Consider the following 23,024-nt stretch of genomic DNA (forward strand, 5'->3'; position numbering starts at 1 on the left):
GCGAGGGAGCGGAATGAAGGCTGGCACGCCCTCAGCCCGTAGATCCAATGAGCAGGCCTGGCTGATCACTGGACCTTTGGCTGTGCTGGCCATCGTCTGCTCGTTCGTCCTCGCGTTGGCTGGGCCGCCGCCTCCGGGCAACCTCTTCGGAGCGGTGGCCATCTTCGGTGTGATGGTGGCGACCAGCACCCAGGTGCTGCAAGTTGTCGTACGTCGGCAGGCGCTCGAAGTCATCGTCACCGAGATCCCGCTGGTCCTTGCCTTCTTCTACCTGCCGCCGTTGACGGTCGTCCTGATCGCCGTCATGGCTGCGCTGGTCGGCCAGCTTCGTCGGCGCCTCAGCGCTCCGAAGGTCTGGTTCAATCTCGCCAGAACGGCCGGAGCCGCCTCGGCCGCGGGCGTTGTCCTCCTGGCGCTTCCTCCCGTCGAGGGCGTGGGCCCGAAGACGTGGGCCGTCCTCTTCGCCGTGGTCAGTGTCAACAGCTTGATCTCGTTGGCGGCGATCAGCGCTGTCATCACCCTGCTGCACGGGTGGCAGGCAGGGTGGGAGTTGATCCGTAACGCCCCTGCCCCGCAGGTGATCTGCGCAATCAATGCCGTCATCGGGCTGGTGATCCTGATGGCGATCGAATCCAACGTGTGGTCCGTGCTCCTGATCGCGGTGTTGGCGATCGCGGTCGTTCTGGTCTATCGCTCGTACGCTCAGTTCCTCCGCCAGCACCGCACGCTCGGCAGCATGTACGAGCTGACCCGGGCGATCAGCGAGAGTGGTCAGGAGGGCGGCCTGGTCGACGCGCTGCTGGACCGGGTCCGCGCGCTGATGCAGGCCGAGTACGCCACGCTCTGGCTGCCGGCCCAGGGACGCCACCCCGAGGTCCTGCTGAGTGCCCGCCTCGATGACCGTGGCCTGCTCGATGTCGCTCTAACTCCCTCCATCGTCCGCGAACGCGTCCGGCAGTCCGGCCGCACACTGGCCGCCGGACGAGCCTTCGACGATGACGATGACGTCCGTAGGGCGCTCGGCAAGCACCAGGTCAAAGACGTCATCGTGGTCCCACTGCGGTCCGGCCAGGCGGTGATCGGCACCCTCGAAGTGGTCAACCGGCTCAGTGACGTCGGCCATTTCACGGCCGCTGACATCCCGGTCTTCGAAACCGTGGCCGCCCACGTCGCCGTTGCGTTGGAGAACTCGCGGCTGGTCGACCGGTTGCGGCACGACGCGTATCACGACACGTTGACGGGGCTGCCCAATCGGCGGCGGATCATCGGTGCGCTGGACGAGTCGGTCAAGATCCGCCTTCCCGGCGAGGTCGTGGCACTGCTGCTCTTCGATGTCGACGGGCTGCGCCAGGTCAACGAGTCTCTCGGTCACGCGGCCGGGGACAAGGTCCTCACCGAGGTCGCGAGCCGATTGCGGGCCAGCGCGCCCTCGTCGGCCCTTGTCGGCCGGGCGGGTGGGGACGAGTTCCTGGTGACGCTGCGGTTGGAGAGCGCGGAGGCGGCACTCGAGTTGGCCGCGCAACTACGCGACCAGATCCGCGACGAGATGGTCTTCGACGCGCTCACCCTGGACGTCAACACCGCTGTCGGGGTTGCCGTACACCCCGATCACGGCAGCGATGCGGCGACCCTGCTGCTGCGGGTCGACCTGGCGGCAACGGCGGCCAAGTCGGTGCCGGGCAGTGTGCAGCTGTTCAACCCCGCGCTGGAGTCCCGATCGCTGCGCCGGCTTGGTCTGGCCGGCGATCTGCGCCGAGCACTGGACGACGACGAGCTGGAGGTCTACTTCCAGCCGAAGGTGACTCTGGGGGACCGGCGCCTGGTGGGTGTCGAGTGCCTGGCGCGGTGGGAGCACCCGACGCACGGCACTGTCGCTCCCGAGGACTTCGTGGCGGTGGCCGAGCACACCGGCCAGTTGAGCCGCCTCACGGAGGTGGTGCTCCGCGAAGGGCTGCGCCGCAGCCGGGACTGGGCGCTGGCCGATCAGCCGCTGCCCATCGCGGTCAACCTCGCCGCCCGTACGCTCACCGACCAGCACTTCCCGGATCGGGTCCAGGAGCTGCTGACCGAGTACGGGGTGCCGGCACAGCGGCTCACCCTGGAGATCACCGAGGCGGGCGTGCTGGACGGCACGGACCGGCCCATCCCGACGCTGCGGCGGCTGCGCGACCTCGGTGTGCGGTTGTCGGTGGACGACTTCGGCACCGGTGACTCGTCCCTGGCGCACCTGCGTCGGCTGCCGGTGCACGAGGTGAAGGTGGACCGGTCCTTCGTGCAGGGCATGGCGACCGACCCGGGGGACCTCGCGATCGTCAACGCCGTGGTGACCCTCTCGCAGCAGTTCGGCCTGGCGGTGGTCGCCGAGGGCGTGGAGAGCGAGTTGACCCTGGAGCTTCTCCAGGACATCGGCTGTGAGATCGGGCAGGGCTTCCTGTTCAGCAGGCCGCTGCCGTACGAGCGGTTGGCCGCCTGGTTCGGTGCCCAGGTCGAGCCGGAGACGGTCGCCAACGGGGAGCTTCCGCGCCTGCGTGTCGTGCCCTGAGCAGGGCCCGGACGATCACCGGGGATCCGATTTCACCTGTCGAGCCGGGCCGTGTACTCTTACTCCTGCGCGCCCCACGGGGAGATCGCGCAGGCCCCCTTAGCTCAGTCGGCAGAGCGTCTCCATGGTAAGGAGAAGGTCTACGGTTCGATTCCGTAAGGGGGCTCGAGGGTTCAGCTGGACCCATCGCAGCGGTGTAGCTCAGATGGTAGAGCAAGCGGCTCATAATCGCTGTGTCGCCGGTTCAAGTCCGGCCACCGCTACTCTCGTCTTCCGGGCTCGTTGCCGGTGGTCGTAAGAAAATGGGCGCTTCTGGCGCCCACTTTGCATGTCCGCGCTGTCAGCGTCTAGGCTGGCGCGTCGTAGTTGTTTCCGTTAGCGAGGAAGGCACTCCGCCGTGGCGAAGGCTACCGATGTCCGGCCGAAGATCACTTTGGCGTGTGTGGAGTGCAAGGAGCGCAACTACATCACGCGCAAGAACCGGCGCAACGACCCCGACCGCATCGAGCTGAAGAAGTTCTGCCCGCGCGACGGTCGGCACACGGTCCACCGCGAGACCCGCTGACCTGTGGCCGGCCTCGCGCCGGCCGCTGTCGAAGCTTTTCAATCGCCGATCTGACCGGTCTGGCGCGGCTCCGCCGCCGCCTGCCGACCAGATCGGCGATTGTGCTTTCCGTGTAGGTTCGCGGCATGTCTCTGGACCCTTCCTTCGTCGGCCGGACCTATCCGCCGACCGCCCCCTACCAGGTGGGCCGAGAAAAGATCCGTGAGTTCGCCGGTGCCATCGGCGCCACCGACCCGGCTCACCACGACCCGGAGGCCGCTCGGGCGCTGGGCCACTCCGACGTGGTGGCCCCGCCGACCTTTCCGGTGATCATCACGATGGCCGCGAGCAGCCAGATCATCGAGGACCCGGCCCTGGGCGTGGACTACAGCCGCGTGGTGCACGGCGACCAGCGGTTCGCGTACACCCGGCCGGTCGTCGCCGGCGACGAGCTGGTCTGCACGAACACCATCGAGGATGTCAGCACCCGGGGCGGGCACGGCTTCCTGACCACCCGCACCGACGTGAGCACCGTCGGCGGGGATCCGGTCGTCTCCGTCTGGGCCAAGTACGTCGTACGCGGGGAGGCCTGAGATGGAGCTGCCAGCACAGACGTTCCGGGTGACCCGCGCGGACCTGGTCCGCTATGCCGGTGCCTCGGGCGACTTCAACCCGATCCACTGGAGTGACCGGGTCGCGACCAAGGTCGGTCTGCCCGGGGTGATCGCCCACGGCATGTTCACCATGGCGTTGGTCGGCCGGGCGATCACCGAGTGGGCCGGGGCACCGGACGCGGTGGTCGAGTACGGGGTCCGTTTCACCCGGCCCGTGGTCGTCCCCGACGACGACCAGGGGACCGAGATCGAGGTCACCGCGCGGGTCCGTGAGGTGACCGAGGACGGCCTGACCCGAATCGATGTGACCGCGGTCTGCGGGGGCGAGAAGGTGCTCTCACAGGCCCGGGCGACCATCCGTTCGACCCGCTGACCGCTCCCCGCCACGCGTGGCGGGGAGACCGGTTGGGAAAGTCGGGTGGCTACCCGTACACTGGTCCGCCGTGGGGCAAGTGACCCCTGCTCGGTCGTCTGTGACCGCGTGGGGCGAGTGTTGCCGCATAGGGGTGTAGCTCAATTGGCAGAGCAGCGGTCTCCAAAACCGCAGGCTGCAGGTTCAAGTCCTGTCACCCCTGCGCCTCAGGCCTGACCGTTCCCGTGGGTCGCGCCGCCAGCATGGCGGCGTCCGGCCCGTGGTGGTGGCATCGGCGGGGTGGTCCGAGGCAATCGGGCCCTCCGGGTGATCCACCGGCCGCGGCCCGTCGCGGGACGGTTGGGTTCGGCCGGCGTGACCAGCGCCGCGTACGCCGCTCGGCGTGCGACCCCAGATTCCGCGACGGAGGGCGAAGTGGCCGACAACAAGCGGCGCGACGACGACGGCGACGATCGTCTTGACGACGAGATCGTCGACGACGTGGCCGACGACGACGCCTCCGGCGCGGACGAGCCGGTTTCCCGGGGAGGCACCGCCACGCGGTCCCGTGCCCGGGCGGAGTCGGCGGACAGTCGGCCGACCACCCGGTCGGAAACGGGTCGGGTGGGCGTGTTCGGCCGCATCGCCCGTTTCTTCCGCGAGGTCGTAGCCGAACTGCGTAAGGTCATCTGGCCGACCCGCAAGGAGTTGCTGACCTATACCGCCGTGGTGGTGGCGTTCGTCGCGGTGATGCTGACGATCGTCGGCGTGCTGGACTTCGGCTTCGCCAAGGTCGTGCTGTTTGTCTTTGGCAACTCGGACTGACCGGCTGCCTTCAGCCGATAGTGACGGAAGTGAGCGAGCGTGCCTGAGTACGACGAGACCGCCGGACCGGTGGACGAGCAGTCCACGGTCGCGACGGCGGCTGGTGACGAGTCGGTTGAGGCCGCCAGCGAGCCGGAGTTCCCAACGACCGAGCCCGCACCGGACGAGGAGTACGACGCAGTCGCCGAGCTGCGGCAGAAGCTGCGCTACGCACCGGGTGACTGGTACGTGGTGCACTCCTACGCCGGCTACGAGAACAAGGTCAAGACCAACCTCGAGACCCGGATCACGAGCCTCGACATGGAGGACTTCATCTACCAGGTCGAGGTGCCGACCCGGGAAGAGGTCGAGGTCAAGAACGGTAAGCGTTCCCAGATCCAGGCGAAGGTCTTCCCGGGCTACATCCTGGTCCGGATGGAGCTGACCGCCGAGTCGTACTCCTGTGTCCGTAACACCCCGGGCGTGACCGGCTTCGTCGGCGCGACCGACCGGGCCGACCGGCCCGCCCCGCTCTCCCTCGACGAGGTGCTGAAGTGGCTGGCGCCGGCCGTCGAGACCGAGCAGAAGAAGTCGAAGCCGGAGATCAAGGTCCTCGACTTCGAGGTGGGCGACTCCGTCACCGTCACCGACGGCGCGTTCGCATCGCTGCCGGCCACCATCAGCGAGATCAACGCCGACCAGCAGAAGCTCAAGGTGCTGGTGTCGATCTTCGGTCGCGAGACCCCGGTGGAGCTCAACTTCAACCAGGTCGCCAAGATCTGACTGGTCGTCGGCGGCGGGCCCGGCCCGCCGCCGACGTCGCGTTAGCCCTCCCGCTCGACCTCGGCGGACGAGTGGGCTGCGGCCTGCGCTACTCTTGAATGTCGCCGCTGTCGCACCGCGCTGACCGTGCGCGCTCCGAGGGCGGCGACAGCCGCATTTTCCCAGCTCCAAGCCCCAGGAAGTGACATGCCTCCGAAGAAGAAGCTCGTCAAGACGTTCACGCTTCAGCTGCCGGCGGGCCAGGCCACGCCGGCGCCGCCGGTCGGCCCCGCGCTCGGCCAGCACGGCGTCAACATCATGGAGTTCTGCAAGTCCTACAACTCGCAGACCGAGTCCCAGCGGGGCGACATCGTCCCCGCCGAGATCAGCGTCTACGAGGACCGGTCCTTCACCTTCGTGCTGAAGACCCCGCCCGCTGCCCGGCTGCTGATCAAGGCCGCCGGTGTGCAGAAGGGCTCGGGTGTTCCGCAGGCCGAGAAGGTCGGCTCGGTCAGCCGCGCCCAGCTGCGTGAGATCGCCGAGAAGAAGATGGCCGACCTCAACGCCAACGACCTGGCCCAGGCCGAGAAGATCATCGCCGGCACCGCCCGGTCGATGGGCATCACCGTCAACGACTGACGTCGGCCCCGGCCTTCGACCCAAACCGTGGGAGGGCTCGCGCCGAGCGGCCCGCCAGAGACCACAGGAGTAATCAGCAATGCAGCGCAGCAAGAGCTACCGCAAGGCCGCCGATGTCATCGACCGGTCGAAGCTCTACACCCCCACCGAGGCCGTGAAGCTGGCCAAGGAGACCACCAACGTCAAGTTCGACGCCACGGTCGAGGTCGCCATGCGCCTCGGCGTCGACCCCCGCAAGGCGGACCAGATGGTCCGCGGCGTGGTCAACCTGCCGCACGGCACCGGTAAGACCGCCCGCGTGATCGTGTTCGCCAGCGGCGCGAAGGCCGAAGAGGCCGCCGCCGCGGGTGCCGACGAGGTGGGCACCGACGAGCTGGTCGCCCGGATCCAGGGTGGTTGGCTGGACTTCGACGCGGCGATCGCCACGCCGGACCAGATGGCCAAGATCGGCCGGATCGCGCGGATCCTGGGCCCGCGCGGTCTCATGCCGAACCCGAAGACCGGCACGGTGACCATGGACGTCACCAAGGCGGTGCAGGACATCAAGGGCGGCAAGATCACCTTCCGGGTGGACAAGCACTCCAACCTGCACCTGATCATCGGCAAGGCCTCCTTCACGGAGACCCAGCTGGTGGACAACTACGCCGCGGTGCTCGACGAGGTGCTGCGCGCCAAGCCGTCCGCCGCCAAGGGCAAGTACCTCCGCAAGGTCATCCTGACCACCACGATGGGCCCGGGCGTCCCGGTCGACCCGAACCTGGTGAAGAACCTCCGGGAGGACCAGGCCGAGGCCTGAGCCGACAGTTCCGCTCCGCCGGGGCGCCGCCACGACTGTGGCGGCGCCCCGGCGCGTCTGCGATGTGGCAGGCTCGGCCCATGCGGCTGGAGGACGTCTGGTTGCGGTACCACCGGCGAGGGCCGTGGGTGCTGCGAGGCATCAACGTGCACCTCGGTCCGGGTGAGGTGGCGGTCGTGCTGGGCCGCAACGGGGCGGGCAAGTCGACAGTGCTCCAGGTGGCCGCGGGGGTGCTCCGGCCGGGCCGGGGCCGGGTCACCGGCCGGCCGACGCGGGTGGGCTGGGTGCCGGAGCGTTTCCCGGCCGACCAGCCGTTCACCGTGGCCCGCTACCTGACCGGGATGGCCCGGATGGCGGGGTTGGGCGGCGCAGCGGCCGACGAGGCGGTGACCACCTGGACGGACCGGCTCGGGTTGTCCGCCTTCCGCTCGGTGCGCCTGCCGGAGCTGTCCAAGGGCACCGCCCAGAAGGTGGGTCTCGCCCAGGCGATGCTGCGCCCGCCGGGCCTGCTGGTCCTCGACGAGCCGTGGGAGGGGCTGGACGCCGCCACCCGCGAGCTGGTGCCCGAGCTGATCGCCGAGGTGCTCGCCGCCGACGGCGCCGTCCTGGTGAGCGACCACCGCGGGGAGACGGTCCGGCTGCCGGCCGCGCGCCGCTGGCTGGTGGCCGACGGCTCGCTGACCGAGGAGACGTCGTCGGCGGACGAGACGTTCGCGGTGGTCGAGGTCGCGGTGCCGGCCGCGCGGGTCGCCGGCACCGTCGCCCGGTTGCGCGCCGAGGGCCACCAGGTGCTGGGGGTACGCGCCGACGCCTCCACCGCCACCGCGCGGGCGCGACCCGCCGCACCGCAGGTCCGACCGGCGGCCGCTGAGCCGACGCGTGCGCAGTCCGGGGCCGACCAGGGCGCCGACCCGGTGATCGAGCCGGCAGCGGGGGAGGCCCGGTGAACGCCCTGGTGCGGATGCGGTTGGCCGGTTTCCTGCGGACCGGGCGTGCACTGGCCCCGTTGCTCGCCGGCCTGGTCGTTCTCGGCACCCTCTACGGAGGGGGCCGCGCCCAGCCGGCGGAGGCGTACGGCGTCTCGGCCGTGGTCCTCTTCCCGGTGATCGCCTGGCAGACCAAGATCCTTCTGGACGTGGAGCCGGACGTGCAGCGCCGGCTGGCGCAGGTGGCGGTCGGGGTTGCCCGGGAGCGGCTGGCCGGGCTCCTCGCGGCCGGTGTGGCGGCCCTGGTGACGGTGGCCGTGGCGCTGCTCTTTCCGTGGCTCGTCGGCGGGGTCACCGGCCCGGTCGACCCGGGGGACCGGTCGATCCCGGTCGGGCTCGCGCTGGGAGTGTGGGCGCACCTGCTCGCCGTACCCGCTGCGGTTGCCCTCGGCGCGCTGGCCAGCCGGGCGTCGGTGGGCGGTGCCGGGTACGGCGTCGCGGTGCTGACCCTCGGCGGGGTCGGGGCGGTGGTGCTCGGCCTGAGTGGGTCGGTGGCCCCCTGGCTGGCCCCGCCGATCATGGCCGCCGCCCGCACCACCGGCGGCGACGCGGCCGCGCTCACCCTGTTGGGGCTGAGCGGGTGGGCGCTGGCCTGGAGCGCCGCGGTGGTCGGCGGCTATCTGTGGCGGCGGCGGGCCCAGGGCTGACCCTGCGGCTGCCGGTGGCGCGGCTCACCGGCCGCGATTTGGTGCTGGTGGCCGGGGCGCGTACTCTTCAACCGTCATCCGTGTTCTCACGGTTGAGGAACCACCCAAAGACCGCTGGTCACCGTGCTTCGGCACGGTCGAAGGTCCCGCGACGACGGGCGACCCGCGTAGGGCGGCAAGCGTAACTCGGCAGTGTTCATGGTCCGCCGACCGTGATGATCTACCGGCCCTCGCCCCGTGCGCCCTGCGCCGGGGCTTTTTCGTTGTCGTGCTGCCTCCGCCCCCGTTCTCGGTTTCGGCCGTGACGGGGACCAGCCTCGAGTAACGAGAGAGGAGGGACATGGCGGACAAGCCGATCCGGGCCGACAAGGCCACGGCCGTTGCTGAGCTGACCGAGAGCTTCCGCAGTTCGGGCGCCACCGTGCTGACCGAGTACCGCGGTCTGACGGTTTCCCAGCTCACCCAGCTTCGGCGCTCGCTCGGCGCCGAGACCAGCTACACGGTCGCGAAGAACACGCTCGCGAAGCGTGCAGCGACGGACGCGGGCATCACCGGCCTCGACGAGCTGTTCACCGGTCCTACCGCGCTGACTTTCGTTTCGGGCGACGTCGTCGAGGCGGCGAAGGGGCTTCGCGACTTCGCGAAGGCCAACCCGAAGCTCGTCATCAAGGGCGGTGTCTTCGAGGGCAAGGCCATTTCCGCGGCCGAGGTCACGAAGCTTGCCGACCTGGAGTCCCGCGAGGTGCTGCTGGCCAAGCTGGCCGGCGCGATGAAGGGCAACCTGAGCAAGGCCGCGGCCCTGTTCCAGGCCCCGCTGTCGAAGACCGCCCGCCTGGCGGCAGCTCTGCAGGACAAGCGCGAGAAGGAGGGCGCCGAGGCGGCCTGATGGCTCCCACGGCGCACCAGTTCTTACTTAACAGAATCAGGAAAGGACGCCAGATATGGCGAAGCTCAGCACCGACGAGCTGCTCGACGCGTTCAAGGAGATGACGCTGATCGAGCTCTCTGAGTTCGTGAAGCAGTTCGAGGAGACCTTCGAGGTCACCGCCGCGGCTCCGGTCGCCATCGCGGGCCCGGGCGGGGGCGGCGGCACTGCTGCTCCGGTCGAGGAGGAGAAGGACGAGTTCGACGTCATCCTCGAGGCTGACGGCGGCAAGAAGATCCAGGTCATCAAGGTCGTGCGTGAGCTGACCGGCCTGGGCCTCAAGGAGGCCAAGGACGCGGTCGAGTCCGCGCCGAAGGCCATCCTGGAGAAGGTCAACAAGGAGACCGCCGACAAGGCGAAGGCCAAGCTCGAGGGCGAAGGCGCCAAGGTCACCCTCAAGTGACCTGAGTTCCACCAGCGCGTATCCCGGCTCGTGAGCCGGGACACGATCGCGTCGCGGCGGGCGGTGATCCGACACGGATCGCCGCCCGCCGTGTTGGTGGATCCGGTGCCGACCGCTCCTGAGCTGGGCTCGGACCACCGGCACGGGCGACCCGAACGAGCGCGGAGGGTCGCCCGCCAGGAGGAAAGAAGCGGCGACCCGGATACCGGCCCTTGACGCGGCCCCGGGCTGCCAGGCACGCTGACACCAGCAAGACACCGCGCTTGCGACGGCCACGACGTGGGTATGACAGCGGCGGCACCATCGGCCGCTTCGACCCGAGCGGCCCAGTGGGGACGTTGCGTTCTGAGCGGCCCGGCAGACCCCGGTTGACGGGGGCCGAGGCACGTTCCGCAAACGACCTGCGGGGTGGGCTGGACAGCGGTTAGCCTCTCGGCTACACTGCTAGTTTGCGCTGCCTTCCGACTTGACCCCTGCTCGGAAATGTCCGTTTACGGATATTTCTGGTGGGGTCATTGGAGTGCACGCGTACCAGCCGTTCTGCAGCACCGGTCCTCGGAAGGACGCATCTTGGCAGCTTCCCGCCCTGCGAAGACCAGTCGTACGTCGAGCGCATTCGCTCCCCGCCGAGTTTCATTCGGCAGGATCACCGAACACCTCGAGGTCCCCAACCTCCTTGCCATCCAGAACGAGTCCTTCGACTGGCTCGTCGGCAACGAGGCTTGGCAGGGCCGGTCGGCGGACGACCCGCACGCACGCTCGGGTCTCGCGGAGATCCTTGAAGAGATCAGTCCCATTGAGGACTTCTCCGGCACCATGTCACTTTCCTTCTCGGCGCCGCGCTTCGACGAGGTCAAGGCCTCGATCGAGGAGTGCAAGGAGAAGGACCTGACCTACTGCGCTCCGCTCTTCGTGACCGCGGAGTTCACCAACAACACCACTGGCGAGATCAAGAGCCAGACGGTGTTCATGGGTGACTTCCCGATGATGACGCCCAAGGGCACCTTCGTCATCAACGGCACCGAGCGCGTCGTGGTCAGCCAGCTCGTCCGGTCCCCGGGCGTGTATTTCGACAAGCAGCCGGACAAGACCTCCGACCGCGACCTCTCCAGCGTCAAGGTCATCCCGAGTCGGGGTGCCTGGCTGGAGTTTGACATCGACAAGCGCGACACGGTCGGCGTACGTATCGACCGGAAGCGTCGGCAGGCCGTCACGGTCCTGCTCAAGGCCGTCGGATGGTCGGCTGAGCGGATCCGTGAGAAGTTCGGCTGGTCCGAGCTGATGATGACCACGCTCGAGAAGGACCACATCGCCGGCGCCGACGAGGCTCTGCTCGACATCTACCGCAAGCTGCGCCCTGGCGAGCCGCCGACGCGCGAGAACGCCCAGACCCTGCTCGACAACCTCTTCTTCAACCCGAAGCGGTACGACGTCGCCAAGGTCGGGCGCTACAAGTTCAACAAGAAGCTCGAAGTGAACGTGCCGATCACCACGGGCACGCTCACCGAGGACGACATCGTCGCCACCGTGGAGTACCTGTGCCGGCTGCACGCCGGTGAGGACGGCTACGAGGCCGACGACATCGACCACTTCGGCAACCGTCGCCTGCGCACCGTGGGTGAGCTGATCCAGAACCAGGTTCGGGTCGGCCTGTCCCGCATGGAGCGGGTCGTCCGGGAGCGGATGACCACGCAGGACGTCGAGGCGATCACGCCGCAGACCCTGATCAACATCCGCCCGGTGGTGGCGGCGATCAAGGAGTTCTTCGGTACGTCGCAGCTGTCCCAGTTCATGGACCAGACCAACCCGCTGGCGGGCCTGACCCACCGGCGCCGGCTGAGCGCGCTCGGCCCTGGTGGTCTGTCCCGTGAGCGGGCCGGCTTCGAGGTCCGCGACGTGCACCCGTCCCACTACGGCCGGATGTGCCCGATCGAGACGCCGGAAGGCCCGAACATCGGCCTGATCGGCGCGCTGTCCACCTTCGCCCGGGTCAACCCGTTCGGCTTCATCGAGACGCCGTACCGGAAGGTCGTCGAGGGTCGGGTCACCGACCAGATCGACTACCTGACCGCGGACGAGGAGGACCGGTTCGTCAAGGCCCAGGCCAACGCGCGCCTGAAGGCTGACGGCACGTTCGCCGAGGACCGGGTGCTCTGCCGTCGTAAGGGTGGCGAGACCGAGGACGTCGTCCCCGGTGCCGTCGACTACATGGACGTCTCGCCCCGGCAGATGACCTCGGTCGCGACCGCCATGATCCCGTTCCTCGAGCACGACGACGCCAACCGGGCACTGATGGGCGCGAACATGCAGCGCCAGGCGGTGCCGCTGGTCAAGGCCGAGGCGCCGCTCGTGGGCACGGGCATGGAATACCGGGCCGCGGTCGACGCTGGCGACGTGGTGGTCGCCGAGGTCGGCGGTGTGATCGAGGATCTCTGCGCCGACTACGTCACCATCCACCAGGATGACGGCCACCGCCGGACGTACCTGCTGCACAAGTTCCGCCGCTCCAACGCCGGCTCCTGCGTCAACCAGAAGCCGGTCGTCTTCGAGGGCGACCGCGTCGAGGCCGGTCAGGTCATCGCCGACGGTCCGTGCACCGACGAGGGCGAGATGGCACTCGGACGCAACCTGCTGGTGGCGTTCATGTGCTGGGAGGGCCACAACTACGAGGACGCGATCATCCTGTCGCAGCGCCTCGTGCAGCAGGACGTGCTCACCTCGATCCACATCGAGGAGCACGAGGTCGACGCTCGGGACACCAAGCTCGGCCCGGAGGAGATCACCCGCGACATCCCGAACGTCAGCGAGGAAATGCTCGCTGACCTCGACGAGCGCGGCATCATCCGGATCGGTGCCGAGGTCGTCCCCGGTGACATCCTGGTCGGCAAGGTCACGCCCAAGGGTGAGACCGAGCTGACCCCGGAGGAGCGGCTGCTCCGCGCGATCTTCGGTGAGAAGGCGCGTGAGGTTCGGGACACCTCGCTGAAGGTGCCGCACGGCGAGACCGGCACGGTCATCGGTGTGCGCACGTTCTCCCGCGAGGACGGCGACGAGCTGCCGCCGGGTGTCAACGAGCTGGTCCGGGTCTACGTCGCCCAGAAGCGCAAGATCCAGGACGGCGACAAGCTCGCCGGCCGGCACGGCAACAAGGGCGTCATCTCGAAGATCCTCCCGATCGAGGACATGCCGTTCCTCGAGGACGGCACCCCGGTCGACATCGTGCTCAACCCGCTCGGTGTGCCGAGCCGGATGAACATCGGCCAGGTTCTGGAGACCCACCTCGGTTGGGTCGCCAAGACCGGTTGGAAGGTCGAGGGTGACGACGCCGACTGGAAGCGCCAGCTCCGCTCGATCGACGCGCACGAGTCCGAGGGGGACACCAACGTGGCCACCCCGGTCTTCGACGGTGCCCGCGAGGAGGAGATCTCCGGTCTGCTCGAGTCGACCCTGCCCAACCGGGACGGCAAGCAGCTGATCGGGCGTACCGGCAAGGCGCAGCTGTTCGACGGTCGTTCCGGTGAGCCGCTGCCGGACCCGATCGCGGTCGGTTACGTCTACATCCTGAAGCTCAACCACCTGGTCGACGACAAGATCCACGCTCGTTCGACCGGCCCGTACTCGATGATCACGCAGCAGCCGCTGGGTGGTAAGGCGCAGTTCGGTGGTCAGCGTTTCGGTGAGATGGAGTGCTGGGCGATGCAGGCGTACGGCGCCGCGTACGCCCTGCAGGAGCTGCTCACGATCAAGTCCGACGACGTGCTCGGCCGAGTGAAGGTCTACGAGGCCATCGTCAAGGGCGAGAACATCCCGGAGCCGGGCATCCCGGAGTCGTTCAAGGTGCTGCTCAAGGAGCTGCAGTCGCTGTGCCTCAACGTCGAGGTGCTCTCCAGCGACGGTGTGGCCCTGGAAATGCGCGAGACCGACGACGAGGTGTTCCGGGCCGCTGAGGAGCTGGGCATCGACCTGTCCCGGCGCGAGCCGAGCTCGGTCGAAGAGGTCTGAGGTGAGCGGTCGGGGGCCGGTTCGCCGGCCCCCGACCCCGCCCGAGAATTAGCAGTACAGACGACGACATAGGGGACATAGTGCTCGACGTCAACTTCTTCGACGAGCTGCGCATTGGTCTCGCCACCGCCGACGACATCCGTCAGTGGTCGCACGGCGAGGTCAAGAAGCCTGAGACGATCAACTACCGCACCCTGAAGCCGGAGAAGGACGGGCTCTTCTGCGAGAAGATCTTCGGTCCGCAGCGCGACTGGGAGTGCTACTGCGGTAAGTACAAGCGCGTTCGGTTCAAGGGCATCATCTGTGAGCGCTGCGGCGTCGAGGTGACTCGCTCCAAGGTCCGTCGTGAGCGGATGGGGCACATCGAGCTCGCTGCTCCGGTGACCCACATCTGGTACTTCAAGGGCGTTCCGAGCCGGCTGGGCTACCTGCTGGACCTCGCCCCCAAGGACCTCGAAAAGATCATCTACTTCGCCTCGTACGTCGTGACGAGCGTGGACGCGGAGTCGCGTCACCGTGACCTCTCGACGATCGAGAACGAGATCCTGGCCGAGAAGCGGCAGTCCGAGAACAGCCGCGACTCGGAGATCGAGAAGCGGGCCGCCAAGCTCGAGGCCGACCTGGCCGAGCTGGAGGCCGAGGGTGCCAAGGCGGACGTCCGGCGCAAGGTCAAGGAGGGCGGAGAGCGCGAGATGCGCCAGATCCGCGACCGGGCCCAGCGCGAGATCGACCGCCTGGACGAGGTGCTGGACACCTTCCGCAAGCTGGAGCCGAAGCAGCTGGTCACCGACGAGCTGCTCTACCGCGAGCTGCGCGACCGGTTCGGTGAGTACTTCACCGGTTCCATGGGCGCGGAGGCGATCAAGGCGCTGGTCCAGAACATGGACCTCGACGCCGAGGCCGAGAGCCTGCGGGAGACCATCCGGTCCGGCAAGGGCCAGCGGAAGATCCGTGCGCTCAAGCGGCTCAAGGTCGTGGCGGCGTTCCTGAACACCCGCAACTCGCCGCTCGGCATGGTGCTGGACTGCGTCCCGGTCATCCCGCCGGACCTGCGCCCGATGGTGCAGCTCGACGGTGGTCGGTTCGCGACCTCGGACCTCAACGACCTGTACCGCCGCGTGATCAACCGGAACAACCGCCTCAAGCGGCTGATCGACCTCGGTGCTCCCGAGATCATCGTCAACAACGAGAAGCGGATGCTCCAGGAGGCCGTCGACGCGCTGTTCGACAACGGTCGTCGCGGCCGGCCGGTCACCGGCCCGGGTAACCGCCCGCTCAAGTCGCTGTCCGACATGCTCAAGGGCAAGCAGGGCCGGTTCCGCCAGAACCTGCTGGGCAAGCGCGTCGACTACTCCGGCCGTTCGGTCATCGTGGTCGGCCCCAAGCTCAAGCTGCACCAGTGCGGTCTGCCCAAGCAGATGGCCCTGGAGCTGTTCAAGCCGTTCGTCATGAAGCGGCTGGTGGACCTCAACCACGCGCAGAACATCAAGTCCGCCAAGCGGATGGTCGAGCGTCAGCGCCCGGTCGTGTGGGACGTGCTGGAAGAGGTCATCGGCGAGCACCCGGTGCTGCTCAACCGGGCGCCGACCCTGCACCGCCTGGGCATCCAGGCCTTCGAGCCGCAGCTGGTCGAGGGCAAGGCCATCCAGATCCACCCGCTGGTCTGCACGGCGTTCAACGCCGACTTCGACGGTGACCAGATGGCGGTGCACGTGCCGCTGTCCGCCGAGGCTCAGGCCGAGGCCCGGATCCTGATGCTGTCGTCGAACAACATCCTCAAGCCGGCCGACGGCAAGCCGGTCACCATGCCCACCCAGGACATGGTCATCGGTCTCTACCACCTCACCCACCTCACCGCCGGTGAGAAGGGCGAGGGCCGGGCGTTCAGCTCGGACGCCGAGGCGCGGATGGCCTTCGACAACGGTGAGCTGCACCTGCAGGCGCCCGTGAAGATCCGCCTTCGTGGTGTGACCGAGGTCGACAACGGTGCTGGCGCCGAGACGTGGTCCGCCCCGGAGGGCTTCGTCGAGGGTGACGCGCTGACCGTGGAGACCACCCTGGGTCGGGTGCTGTTCAACGAGACGCTGCCGCAGGGCTACCGCTTCGTGAACTACGAGATCCGCAAGGGTCAGCTCTCCGCGATCGTCAACGACCTCGCCGAGCGCTTCCCCAAGGTGGCGCTGGCCGCCACCCTGGACGGGCTCAAGGAGGCCGGTTTCCACTGGGCCACCTGGTCCGGCGTGACGATCGGCATGGAGGACGTCATCGCTCCGCCGCGCAAGGCGGAGATCCTGGCGAAGTACGAGAAGGAAGCCGACCGGATCGACAAGCAGTACCAGCGTGGTCTGATGACCGCCGAGGAGCGTCGCGGCGAACTCATCGAGATCTGGACCAAGGCGACCAACGAGGTCGCCAAGGAGATGGACACCGCGCTGCCGCAGGAGAACCCACTGTGGAAGATGATCCACTCGGGTGCCCGCGGTAACCTGCTCCAGCTCCGGCAGATCGCGGCGATCCGTGGTCTGGTGGCCAACCCGAAGGGCGAGATCATCCCGCGGCCGATCAAGGCCAGCTACCGGGAGGGTCTGTCCGTGCTGGAGTACTTCATCTCCACGCACGGTGCCCGTAAGGGTCTCGCTGACACCGCGCTGCGGACCGCCGACTCGGGTTACCTGACCCGTCGTCTGGTGGACGTCTCGCAGGACGTCATCATCCGCGAGGAAGACTGCGGCACCGACCGGGCGATCCCGATGCAGATCGGCGAGAAGCTGGACGGCAAGCTCGTCGTCCACACCCACGCCGAGACCAGCGTGCACGCCCGGACGCTGGCCGACGACATCAAGGGGCCGGACGGCACCGTGGTGGCCGAGCGCGGTCAGGACATCAACTCCATCGGGGTCGACAAGATCGTCGCCGCCGGCGTGGAGACGGTCCGGGTGCGCAGCGTGCTCACCTGCGAGTCCAAGCTGGGTGTCTGCGCGGCCTGCTACGGCCGGTCGCTGCCGACCGGTAAGTCGGTCGACATCGGCGAGGCGGTCGGCATCATCGCCGCCCAGTCCATCGGTGAGCCGGGTACGCAGCTGACGATGCGTACCTTCCACACCGGTGGTGTCGCGGGTGAGGACATCACCCAGGGTCTGCCGCGTGTTCAGGAAATCTTCGAGGCTCGGGTCCCGAAGGGTAAGGCGCCCATCGCCGACACCCCCGGCCGGATCCGGATCGAGGACGGCGAGCGCTCGCGCAAGATCATCGTGGTGCCGGACGACGGCAGCGAAGAGATCGTCTACGACAAGATCTCGAAGCGCGTCAAGCTCCGTACCCACGACGGCGGTCACGTCGCGGTCGGCGAGAAGCTGACCGAGGGCACCATCGACCCGCACGAGCTTCTGCGGATCATGGGTCCGCGGGCGGTCCAGGTCCACCTGACCAGTGAGGTCCAGGAGGTCTACCGCTCGCAGGGTGTGCTCATCCACGACAAGCACATCGAGATCATCATCCGCCAGATGCTCAAGCGGGTGACGGTCATCGACTCCGGCTCGACCGAGTTCCTGCCGGGTGTGCTGGTCGACCGGGCGCTGTTCGAGTCGGAGAACCGCCGACTCGTCTCGGAGGGCGGCGAGCCCGCCGCCGGTCGTCCGGTGCTGATGGGTATCACCAAGGCCTCGCTGGCCACCGACTCCTGGCTCTCGGCGGCCTCCTTCCAGGAGACCACCCGGGTGCTGACCGACGCTGCGATCAACTCGCGCAGCGACTCGCTGGTCGGCCTCAAGGAGAACGTGATCATCGGAAAGCTCATCCCGGCCGGTACGGGCATCAGCAAGTACCGCAACGTCCGGGTGGAGCCGACCGAGGAGGCCAAGGCCAAGGTCTACTCGATGACCGGTTACCCGGAGACCGACTACGGGTTCGGGCCGGCCAGCGGGCAGGCTGTGCCGCTGGACGACTTCGACTTCGGGTCGTACCGCTAAGCACCAATCGCACGACGAGGCCCCCGGTTTCCGCCGGGGGCCTCGTCGTGTCCGGACCCACCCACCCCCGGTCCGAGTTCGGCATGATGGGGGTATGACGACCGCACCCGGGCAGGTGCCCGTCGCGCAGCAGGGCCTGCGCCACCCGCTCGACCCGGACCCGGCCCGCGCCACGAAGGCGCGGGCGGTCTTCGCGCTGGGGCTGATCGGCATGCTGACCGGTCTCTTCATCGGCGGGGTGGTGCCGGCGACGGTGGCACTGCAACTGGCCCGCCAGGCGCGCCGTGAGGCGTACACCTCGGGGGGTTTCCTGACCGGCGGGGCCTGGCTGCGACGGGGGGAGCGGATGGCCTGGACCGGCCTCGTGCTGGTCGCGGTCACCGTGGTCGTCGCCGTGGTGATCGGGGTGGTGCGGTTGGCCGGCGCGCCGTTCGGCCACGACTACCCGACGAACATGGACTGAGCCGCCCGTGGCCGCGCCGGGCGCGGGCGGCGGCACCCTCGGCGGTAGCCTGGCCGGTGTCCGCCGTGCGGCGGCGGTGCCCTTTCGACAGGAGGACCTCGTGACGGAACCGGCGCGGCCCCCTGCGGACGAACCGGCCGGTCATCCGGACGCGCCGACCCCGCCCGAGCCGAGTGACTGGGCGCGACCGGGCCCGAGCAGCGCGCCGCACCCACCCGCGGCCGCGCCGTCGTCTTCCGCGCCGTCATCTGTCGCGCCGTCGTCTCCCGCGCCGCACCCCGGTTGGGGCCCGACCACGCCGACCGGCTCCGGCCAGCCGTACCCGGTCTCCGGTGCGCCGACCCCGCCACCACCTGGTTGGGGTGCGCCGTCGTCGGGGCCTGGTGTGCCTCCTGGTTGGGGTCCGCCGTCGTCGGGGCCTGGCGCACCTGGGGGTTGGGGTGCGCCGTCGTCGGGGCCTGGTGTGCCTCCTGGTTGGGGTCCGCCGTCGTCGGGGCCCGGCGCACCCGCGGGTTGGGGTCCGCCGCCACCGGGTCGCGCACCCGGTTGGGGTGGCATGGCCGGGCATCCGGTGCCGCCTCCCACCGATGACCAGCGCCGGCCGCCGAAGCGGGTGGAGGCGGTGCCCGGTACGCCGTTCGGCGTCGTGCACCTGGACGTGGCGCCGGTCACCTCCGGGCTGGCCATCGGGGCGCTGGTGGCCGGGGTGGCCTCGGTCCTGGTCTCGCTGCTGGTGATCTGCTTCGGGGTGAGCTTCAGGGACGACGGCGGGGCCTGGGCCTCCGGAGCGTTCGCCGTGCTCGGGGTGCTGGCCGGTGTGGCGGCGATCGTCACCGGCCTGCTCGGCCAGCGGCAGATCCGCCGGCCGGCGGCGCCTCCCGCGGTCCGGTTCACCGGCCGGGGGCTCGCGGTGGCCGGAATCAGCTGTGGCGTGGCGGGAGGGGTGCTCAGCCTCCTGGGCCTGGGCCTGGCGTTGCTCCTCACCCTGGCCTGAGGTCGGTCGCCGTCCGGTCCACGATGTCGGGGCCGAGTGGTGACTCCCCGGTGCCGGCCCGGGGCCGACGGGTGGTCCCGCGGGGAAGCCGGTACACTTGTGTTCGTAGGTGCCCATCGCGGGCGACGGGGCAGAACGAGTTCGGGCCGGCGGATGTGAGACAGTCGCCGGGCCATTCCGTTTTGACCTGGGCGGTTGTGGTAGGTACTCTTTCCCCTTGTGCCCGGGCATGCCCGGGCAACTCGTGCGTGCGCTGTGCCCGGAGCCCGGGCGGCGGCACGACAAGCCAAAGATCCGGGGCGGGGCGACCCGCGCACCGGTGAACAAACCCGGTACGCAACGCGAAAGCGTCGCAACGGGGCCGTGACGAGGGCGACACGCCCGACCGCGGGTGCCGGGGTCTCCGCAAGGTGACCCTGGTCGGAATGTAGGAGAGCCGGTCATCAGGCCGGCTAACGAGCGACGGCGCGGCCGCGAATGCGGCCGAAGGGAGCGGAGAAACCCGGTGCCCACGATCCAGCAGCTGGTCCGAAAGGGCCGCCAGGCGAAGACGACCAAGACCAAGACCCCGGCGCTGAAGGGTTCCCCTCAGCGGCGCGGCGTGTGCACCCGCGTGTACACCACCACCCCGAAGAAGCCGAACTCGGCGCTGCGCAAGGTCGCTCGCGTGAAGCTCAGCAGCCAGATCGAGGTGACCGCCTACATCCCGGGCGTCGGTCACAACCTCCAGGAGCACTCGATCGTGCTCGTGCGCGGTGGCCGGGTGAAGGACCTCCCCGGCGTGCGTTACAAGATCGTTCGCGGCTCGCTGGACACCCAGGGTGTCCGCAACCGCAAGCAGGCGCGCAGCCGTTACGGCGCGAAGAAGGAGAAGAGCTGACATGCCGCGTAAGGGACCCGCTCCGCGGCGGCCACTGGTCGCTGACCCGGTGTACAACTCGCCGCTGGTCACCCAGCTGGTGAACAAGATCCTGCTCCGCGGCAAGCGTCAGCTCGCCGAGTCGATCGTGTACGCGGCCCTCGAGGGCTGCCGCGAGAAGTCCGGCACCGACCCGGTCGTCACCCTCAAGCGGGCGATGGACAACGTCAAGCCGACCCTCGAGGTGCGCAGCCGTCGTGTCGGTGGCGCCACCTACCAGGTGCCGGTCGAGGTCCGCCCGACCCGGGCGACCACCCTGGGCCTGCGCTGGCTGGTCACCTACTCCCGCGCTCGTCGCGAGAAGACCATGGTCGAGCGGCTGATGAACGAGCTGCTCGACGCGAGCAACGGTCTCGGTGCCGCCGTCAAGCGGCGCGAGGACACGCACAAGATGGCCGAGTCGAACAAGGCCTTCGCGCACTACCGCTGGTAACACCCTGGTTCCGGCGCCCTCGGGCGCCGGAACCGCCACCAGTTGAGTCGAGACGACGATAAGTAGGGATTGAAGTGGCCGCCGCAGACGCGCTCGCCAACGTACGCAACATCGGCATCATGGCGCACATCGATGCCGGTAAGACCACGACCACCGAGCGGATCCTGTTCTACACCGGCATCACGTACAAGATCGGTGAGGTCCACGAGGGCGCTGCCGTCATGGACTGGATGGAGCAGGAGCAGGAGCGTGGCATCACCATCACCTCCGCTGCTACCAAGTGTGAGTGGAAGGGCCACACGATCCAGATCATCGACACGCCGGGCCACGTCGACTTCACGGTCGAGGTCGAGCGGTCGCTGCGGGTTCTGGATGGTGCGGTCGCGGTCTACGACGGTGTCGCCGGCGTGGAGCCGCAGACGGAGAACGTCTGGCGGCAGGCCGACAAGTACAACGTCCCGCGTATGTGCTTCGTCAACAAGCTCGACCGGACCGGCGCCGACTTCTTCCGCTGCGTGCAGATGATGATCGACCGGCTGAACGCCACCCCGCTGGTGCTCCAGATCCCGATCGGGCTCGAGGGCGACCACATCGGTGTCGTCGACCTGATCGGTATGCGCGCTCTCACCTGGCGTGGGGAGACCCAGAAGGGTGACGACTACGCGATCGAGGAGATCCCGGCCGAGCTGGCCGACTCCGCGGCCGAGTGGCGCGAGAAGCTGATGGAGACCCTGGCCGACGTCGACGACTCGGTGATGGAGAAGTACCTGGAAGGCGAGGAGGTCTCCACCGAGGAGATCAAGGCCGCCATCCGGCGTGCCACCATCGCCGGCAAGGCCAACCCGGTGCTGTGCGGCTCGGCGTTCAAGAACAAGGGCGTCCAGCCCATGCTCGACGCCGTGGTCGACTTCCTGCCGTCGCCGCTGGACGTTCCCGCCATCGAGGGCACGGCGACCGACGGCGAGACGCCGATCGTTCGCAAGCCCTCCAAGACGGAGCCGTTCGCCGGCCTGGCCTTCAAGATCCAGACGGACAAGCACCTCGGCAAGCTCACCTACGTCCGGGTCTACTCCGGTCTGCTCGAATCCGGCTCCCAGGTGGTCAACTCCACCAAGGACCGCAAGGAGCGGATCGGCAAGATCTACCAGATGCACGCCAACAAGCGCGAAGAGCGTCCGACGGCGCAGGCCGGCGACATCATCGCCGTGCAGGGTCTCAAGCAGACCACCACCGGCGACACGCTCTCCGACCCGGCGAACCCGGTGATCCTGGAGTCGATGACCTTCCCGGAGCCGGTCATCTCGGTGGCGATCGAGCCGAAGACCAAGTCCGACCAGGAGAAGCTCGGCACCGCCATCCAGCGGCTGGCCGAAGAGGACCCGACCTTCCGCGTCCGGTTGGACGAGGAGACCGGTCAGACGGTCATCTCCGGCATGGGCGAGCTGCACCTGGACATCCTGGTCGACCGGATGCGGCGTGAGTTCAACGTCGAGGCCAACGTCGGCAAGCCGCAGGTGGCGTACCGCGAGACCATCCGCCGCAAGGTGGACAAGGTCGAGTACACCCACAAGAAGCAGACCGGTGGTTCCGGCCAGTACGCCCGCGTCATCGTGAGCGTCGAGCCGCTGCCGCTGGACAACGAATCGCCGACCTACGAGTTCGCCAACGCCGTCAGCGGTGGCCGCATCCCCCGGGAGTTCATCCCGTCGGTGGACGCCGGTGCGCAGGACGCGCTTCAGTACGGCATCCTGGCGGGCTTCCCGCTGGTCGGTGTGAAGCTGACGCTGCTGGACGGTCAGTACCACGAGGTCGACTCGTCGGAAATGGCATTCAAGATCGCCGGCTCGATGGTGATGAAGGACGCGGCCCGCAAGGCCGATCCCGCGCTGCTCGAGCCGATGATGGCCGTTGAAGTCACCACTCCTGAGGAGAACATGGGTGACGTCATCGGTGACCTCAACTCCCGCCGCGGCATCATCCAGGCGATGGAGGAGCGCAGTGGCGCCCGCATCGTCCGGGCTCTGGTGCCGTTGTCGGAGATGTTCGGCTACGTCGGCGACCTGCGGTCGAAGACCCAGGGCCGGGCTAGCTACAGCATGCAGTTCGACTCCTACGCCGAGGTTCCGCAGAGCGTCGCGAAGGAGATCATCGCCAAGGCAACGGGCGAGTAACGCCCTGAGCAGGTGATTCGTGGTTGGTCGCGGGAGGTTTTACCCGCCCGCGGCCACCAC

The 23,024-nt window shown here is 68.6% G+C and carries 19 protein-coding genes and 3 tRNA genes; all 22 read left to right on the forward strand.

Annotated features, from left to right (window positions below; genetic code table 11):
* Positions 1 to 13 precede the first annotated feature (13 nt).
* Positions 14 to 2,542: a putative bifunctional diguanylate cyclase/phosphodiesterase gene (locus LADH09A_RS13380; RefSeq protein WP_238645339.1), complete on the forward strand. Its 2,529-nt coding sequence runs from the start codon at positions 14 to 16 to the stop codon at positions 2,540 to 2,542.
* A gap of 93 nt (positions 2,543 to 2,635) precedes the next feature.
* Positions 2,636 to 2,708 (forward strand) — tRNA-Thr (locus LADH09A_RS13385).
* Between the two features lie 24 nt (positions 2,709 to 2,732).
* Positions 2,733 to 2,805 (forward strand) — tRNA-Met (locus LADH09A_RS13390).
* Between the two features lie 134 nt (positions 2,806 to 2,939).
* Positions 2,940 to 3,107 (forward strand): 50S ribosomal protein L33, encoded by a 168-nt coding sequence (gene rpmG, locus LADH09A_RS13395; RefSeq protein WP_007073056.1) that lies wholly within the window; start codon positions 2,940 to 2,942, stop codon positions 3,105 to 3,107.
* 125 nt (positions 3,108 to 3,232) lie between these two features.
* Positions 3,233 to 3,679, forward strand: coding sequence for a MaoC family dehydratase N-terminal domain-containing protein (locus LADH09A_RS13400; protein WP_238645341.1), 447 nt, complete (start codon positions 3,233 to 3,235; stop codon positions 3,677 to 3,679).
* Position 3,680: 1 nt separating this feature from the next.
* The gene (locus tag LADH09A_RS13405) at positions 3,681 to 4,073 is read left to right on the forward strand and encodes a MaoC family dehydratase (protein ID WP_238645342.1); all 393 of its coding nucleotides are present in this window, start codon (positions 3,681 to 3,683) and stop codon (positions 4,071 to 4,073) included.
* A 129-nt stretch (positions 4,074 to 4,202) separates the two neighbouring features.
* Positions 4,203 to 4,275 (forward strand) — tRNA-Trp (locus LADH09A_RS13410).
* A 212-nt stretch (positions 4,276 to 4,487) separates the two neighbouring features.
* Positions 4,488 to 4,877, forward strand: a complete 390-nt coding sequence (gene secE, locus LADH09A_RS13415) for a preprotein translocase subunit SecE (RefSeq protein ID WP_030329860.1) — start codon at positions 4,488 to 4,490, stop codon at positions 4,875 to 4,877.
* 39 nt (positions 4,878 to 4,916) lie between these two features.
* Positions 4,917 to 5,639: a transcription termination/antitermination protein NusG gene (nusG, locus tag LADH09A_RS13420; protein ID WP_179781037.1), complete on the forward strand. Its 723-nt coding sequence runs from the start codon at positions 4,917 to 4,919 to the stop codon at positions 5,637 to 5,639.
* A 186-nt stretch (positions 5,640 to 5,825) separates the two neighbouring features.
* On the forward strand, positions 5,826 to 6,257 hold the full coding sequence (gene rplK, locus LADH09A_RS13425; protein ID WP_110563109.1) for a 50S ribosomal protein L11: 432 nt from the start codon (positions 5,826 to 5,828) through the stop codon (positions 6,255 to 6,257).
* Between the two features lie 79 nt (positions 6,258 to 6,336).
* Complete coding sequence (gene rplA, locus LADH09A_RS13430; protein ID WP_238645343.1) at positions 6,337 to 7,053, forward strand: 50S ribosomal protein L1; 717 nt, start codon at positions 6,337 to 6,339, stop codon at positions 7,051 to 7,053.
* A gap of 80 nt (positions 7,054 to 7,133) precedes the next feature.
* Entirely contained in the window at positions 7,134 to 8,000 is an 867-nt protein-coding gene (locus LADH09A_RS13435) for an ABC transporter ATP-binding protein (RefSeq protein WP_238645344.1), read from the forward strand.
* Positions 7,997 to 8,686, forward strand: a complete 690-nt coding sequence (locus LADH09A_RS13440) for a hypothetical protein (RefSeq protein ID WP_238645345.1) — start codon at positions 7,997 to 7,999, stop codon at positions 8,684 to 8,686. The genes LADH09A_RS13435 and LADH09A_RS13440 overlap by 4 nt, the downstream gene beginning before the upstream one ends.
* A gap of 340 nt (positions 8,687 to 9,026) precedes the next feature.
* A complete protein-coding gene (rplJ, locus tag LADH09A_RS13445) occupies positions 9,027 to 9,572 on the forward strand; it encodes a 50S ribosomal protein L10 (RefSeq protein ID WP_238645346.1) in 546 nt (181 codons plus the stop codon).
* A gap of 55 nt (positions 9,573 to 9,627) precedes the next feature.
* A complete protein-coding gene (rplL, locus tag LADH09A_RS13450) occupies positions 9,628 to 10,014 on the forward strand; it encodes a 50S ribosomal protein L7/L12 (RefSeq protein ID WP_238645347.1) in 387 nt (128 codons plus the stop codon).
* Between the two features lie 570 nt (positions 10,015 to 10,584).
* Positions 10,585 to 14,016 (forward strand): DNA-directed RNA polymerase subunit beta, encoded by a 3,432-nt coding sequence (rpoB, locus tag LADH09A_RS13455; protein ID WP_238645348.1) that lies wholly within the window; start codon positions 10,585 to 10,587, stop codon positions 14,014 to 14,016.
* A gap of 80 nt (positions 14,017 to 14,096) precedes the next feature.
* The gene (locus LADH09A_RS13460; RefSeq protein ID WP_238645351.1) at positions 14,097 to 17,984 is read left to right on the forward strand and encodes a DNA-directed RNA polymerase subunit beta'; all 3,888 of its coding nucleotides are present in this window, start codon (positions 14,097 to 14,099) and stop codon (positions 17,982 to 17,984) included.
* A gap of 94 nt (positions 17,985 to 18,078) precedes the next feature.
* Positions 18,079 to 18,447, forward strand: coding sequence for a hypothetical protein (locus LADH09A_RS13465; protein WP_238645352.1), 369 nt, complete (start codon positions 18,079 to 18,081; stop codon positions 18,445 to 18,447).
* A 613-nt stretch (positions 18,448 to 19,060) separates the two neighbouring features.
* The gene (locus LADH09A_RS13470) at positions 19,061 to 19,441 is read left to right on the forward strand and encodes a hypothetical protein (RefSeq protein WP_238645400.1); all 381 of its coding nucleotides are present in this window, start codon (positions 19,061 to 19,063) and stop codon (positions 19,439 to 19,441) included.
* A 505-nt stretch (positions 19,442 to 19,946) separates the two neighbouring features.
* On the forward strand, positions 19,947 to 20,321 hold the full coding sequence (gene rpsL, locus LADH09A_RS13475) for a 30S ribosomal protein S12 (protein WP_007465318.1): 375 nt from the start codon (positions 19,947 to 19,949) through the stop codon (positions 20,319 to 20,321).
* A gap of 1 nt (position 20,322) precedes the next feature.
* Positions 20,323 to 20,793, forward strand: a complete 471-nt coding sequence (gene rpsG, locus LADH09A_RS13480) for a 30S ribosomal protein S7 (RefSeq protein ID WP_007465317.1) — start codon at positions 20,323 to 20,325, stop codon at positions 20,791 to 20,793.
* Positions 20,794 to 20,867: 74 nt separating this feature from the next.
* Positions 20,868 to 22,964 (forward strand): elongation factor G, encoded by a 2,097-nt coding sequence (fusA, locus tag LADH09A_RS13485; protein WP_308194551.1) that lies wholly within the window; start codon positions 20,868 to 20,870, stop codon positions 22,962 to 22,964.
* Positions 22,965 to 23,024: the final 60 nt, after the last annotated feature.

The sequence above is a fragment of the Micromonospora cabrerizensis genome, assembly GCF_022230955.1.
Taxonomy (GTDB): domain Bacteria; phylum Actinomycetota; class Actinomycetes; order Mycobacteriales; family Micromonosporaceae; genus Micromonospora; species Micromonospora cabrerizensis.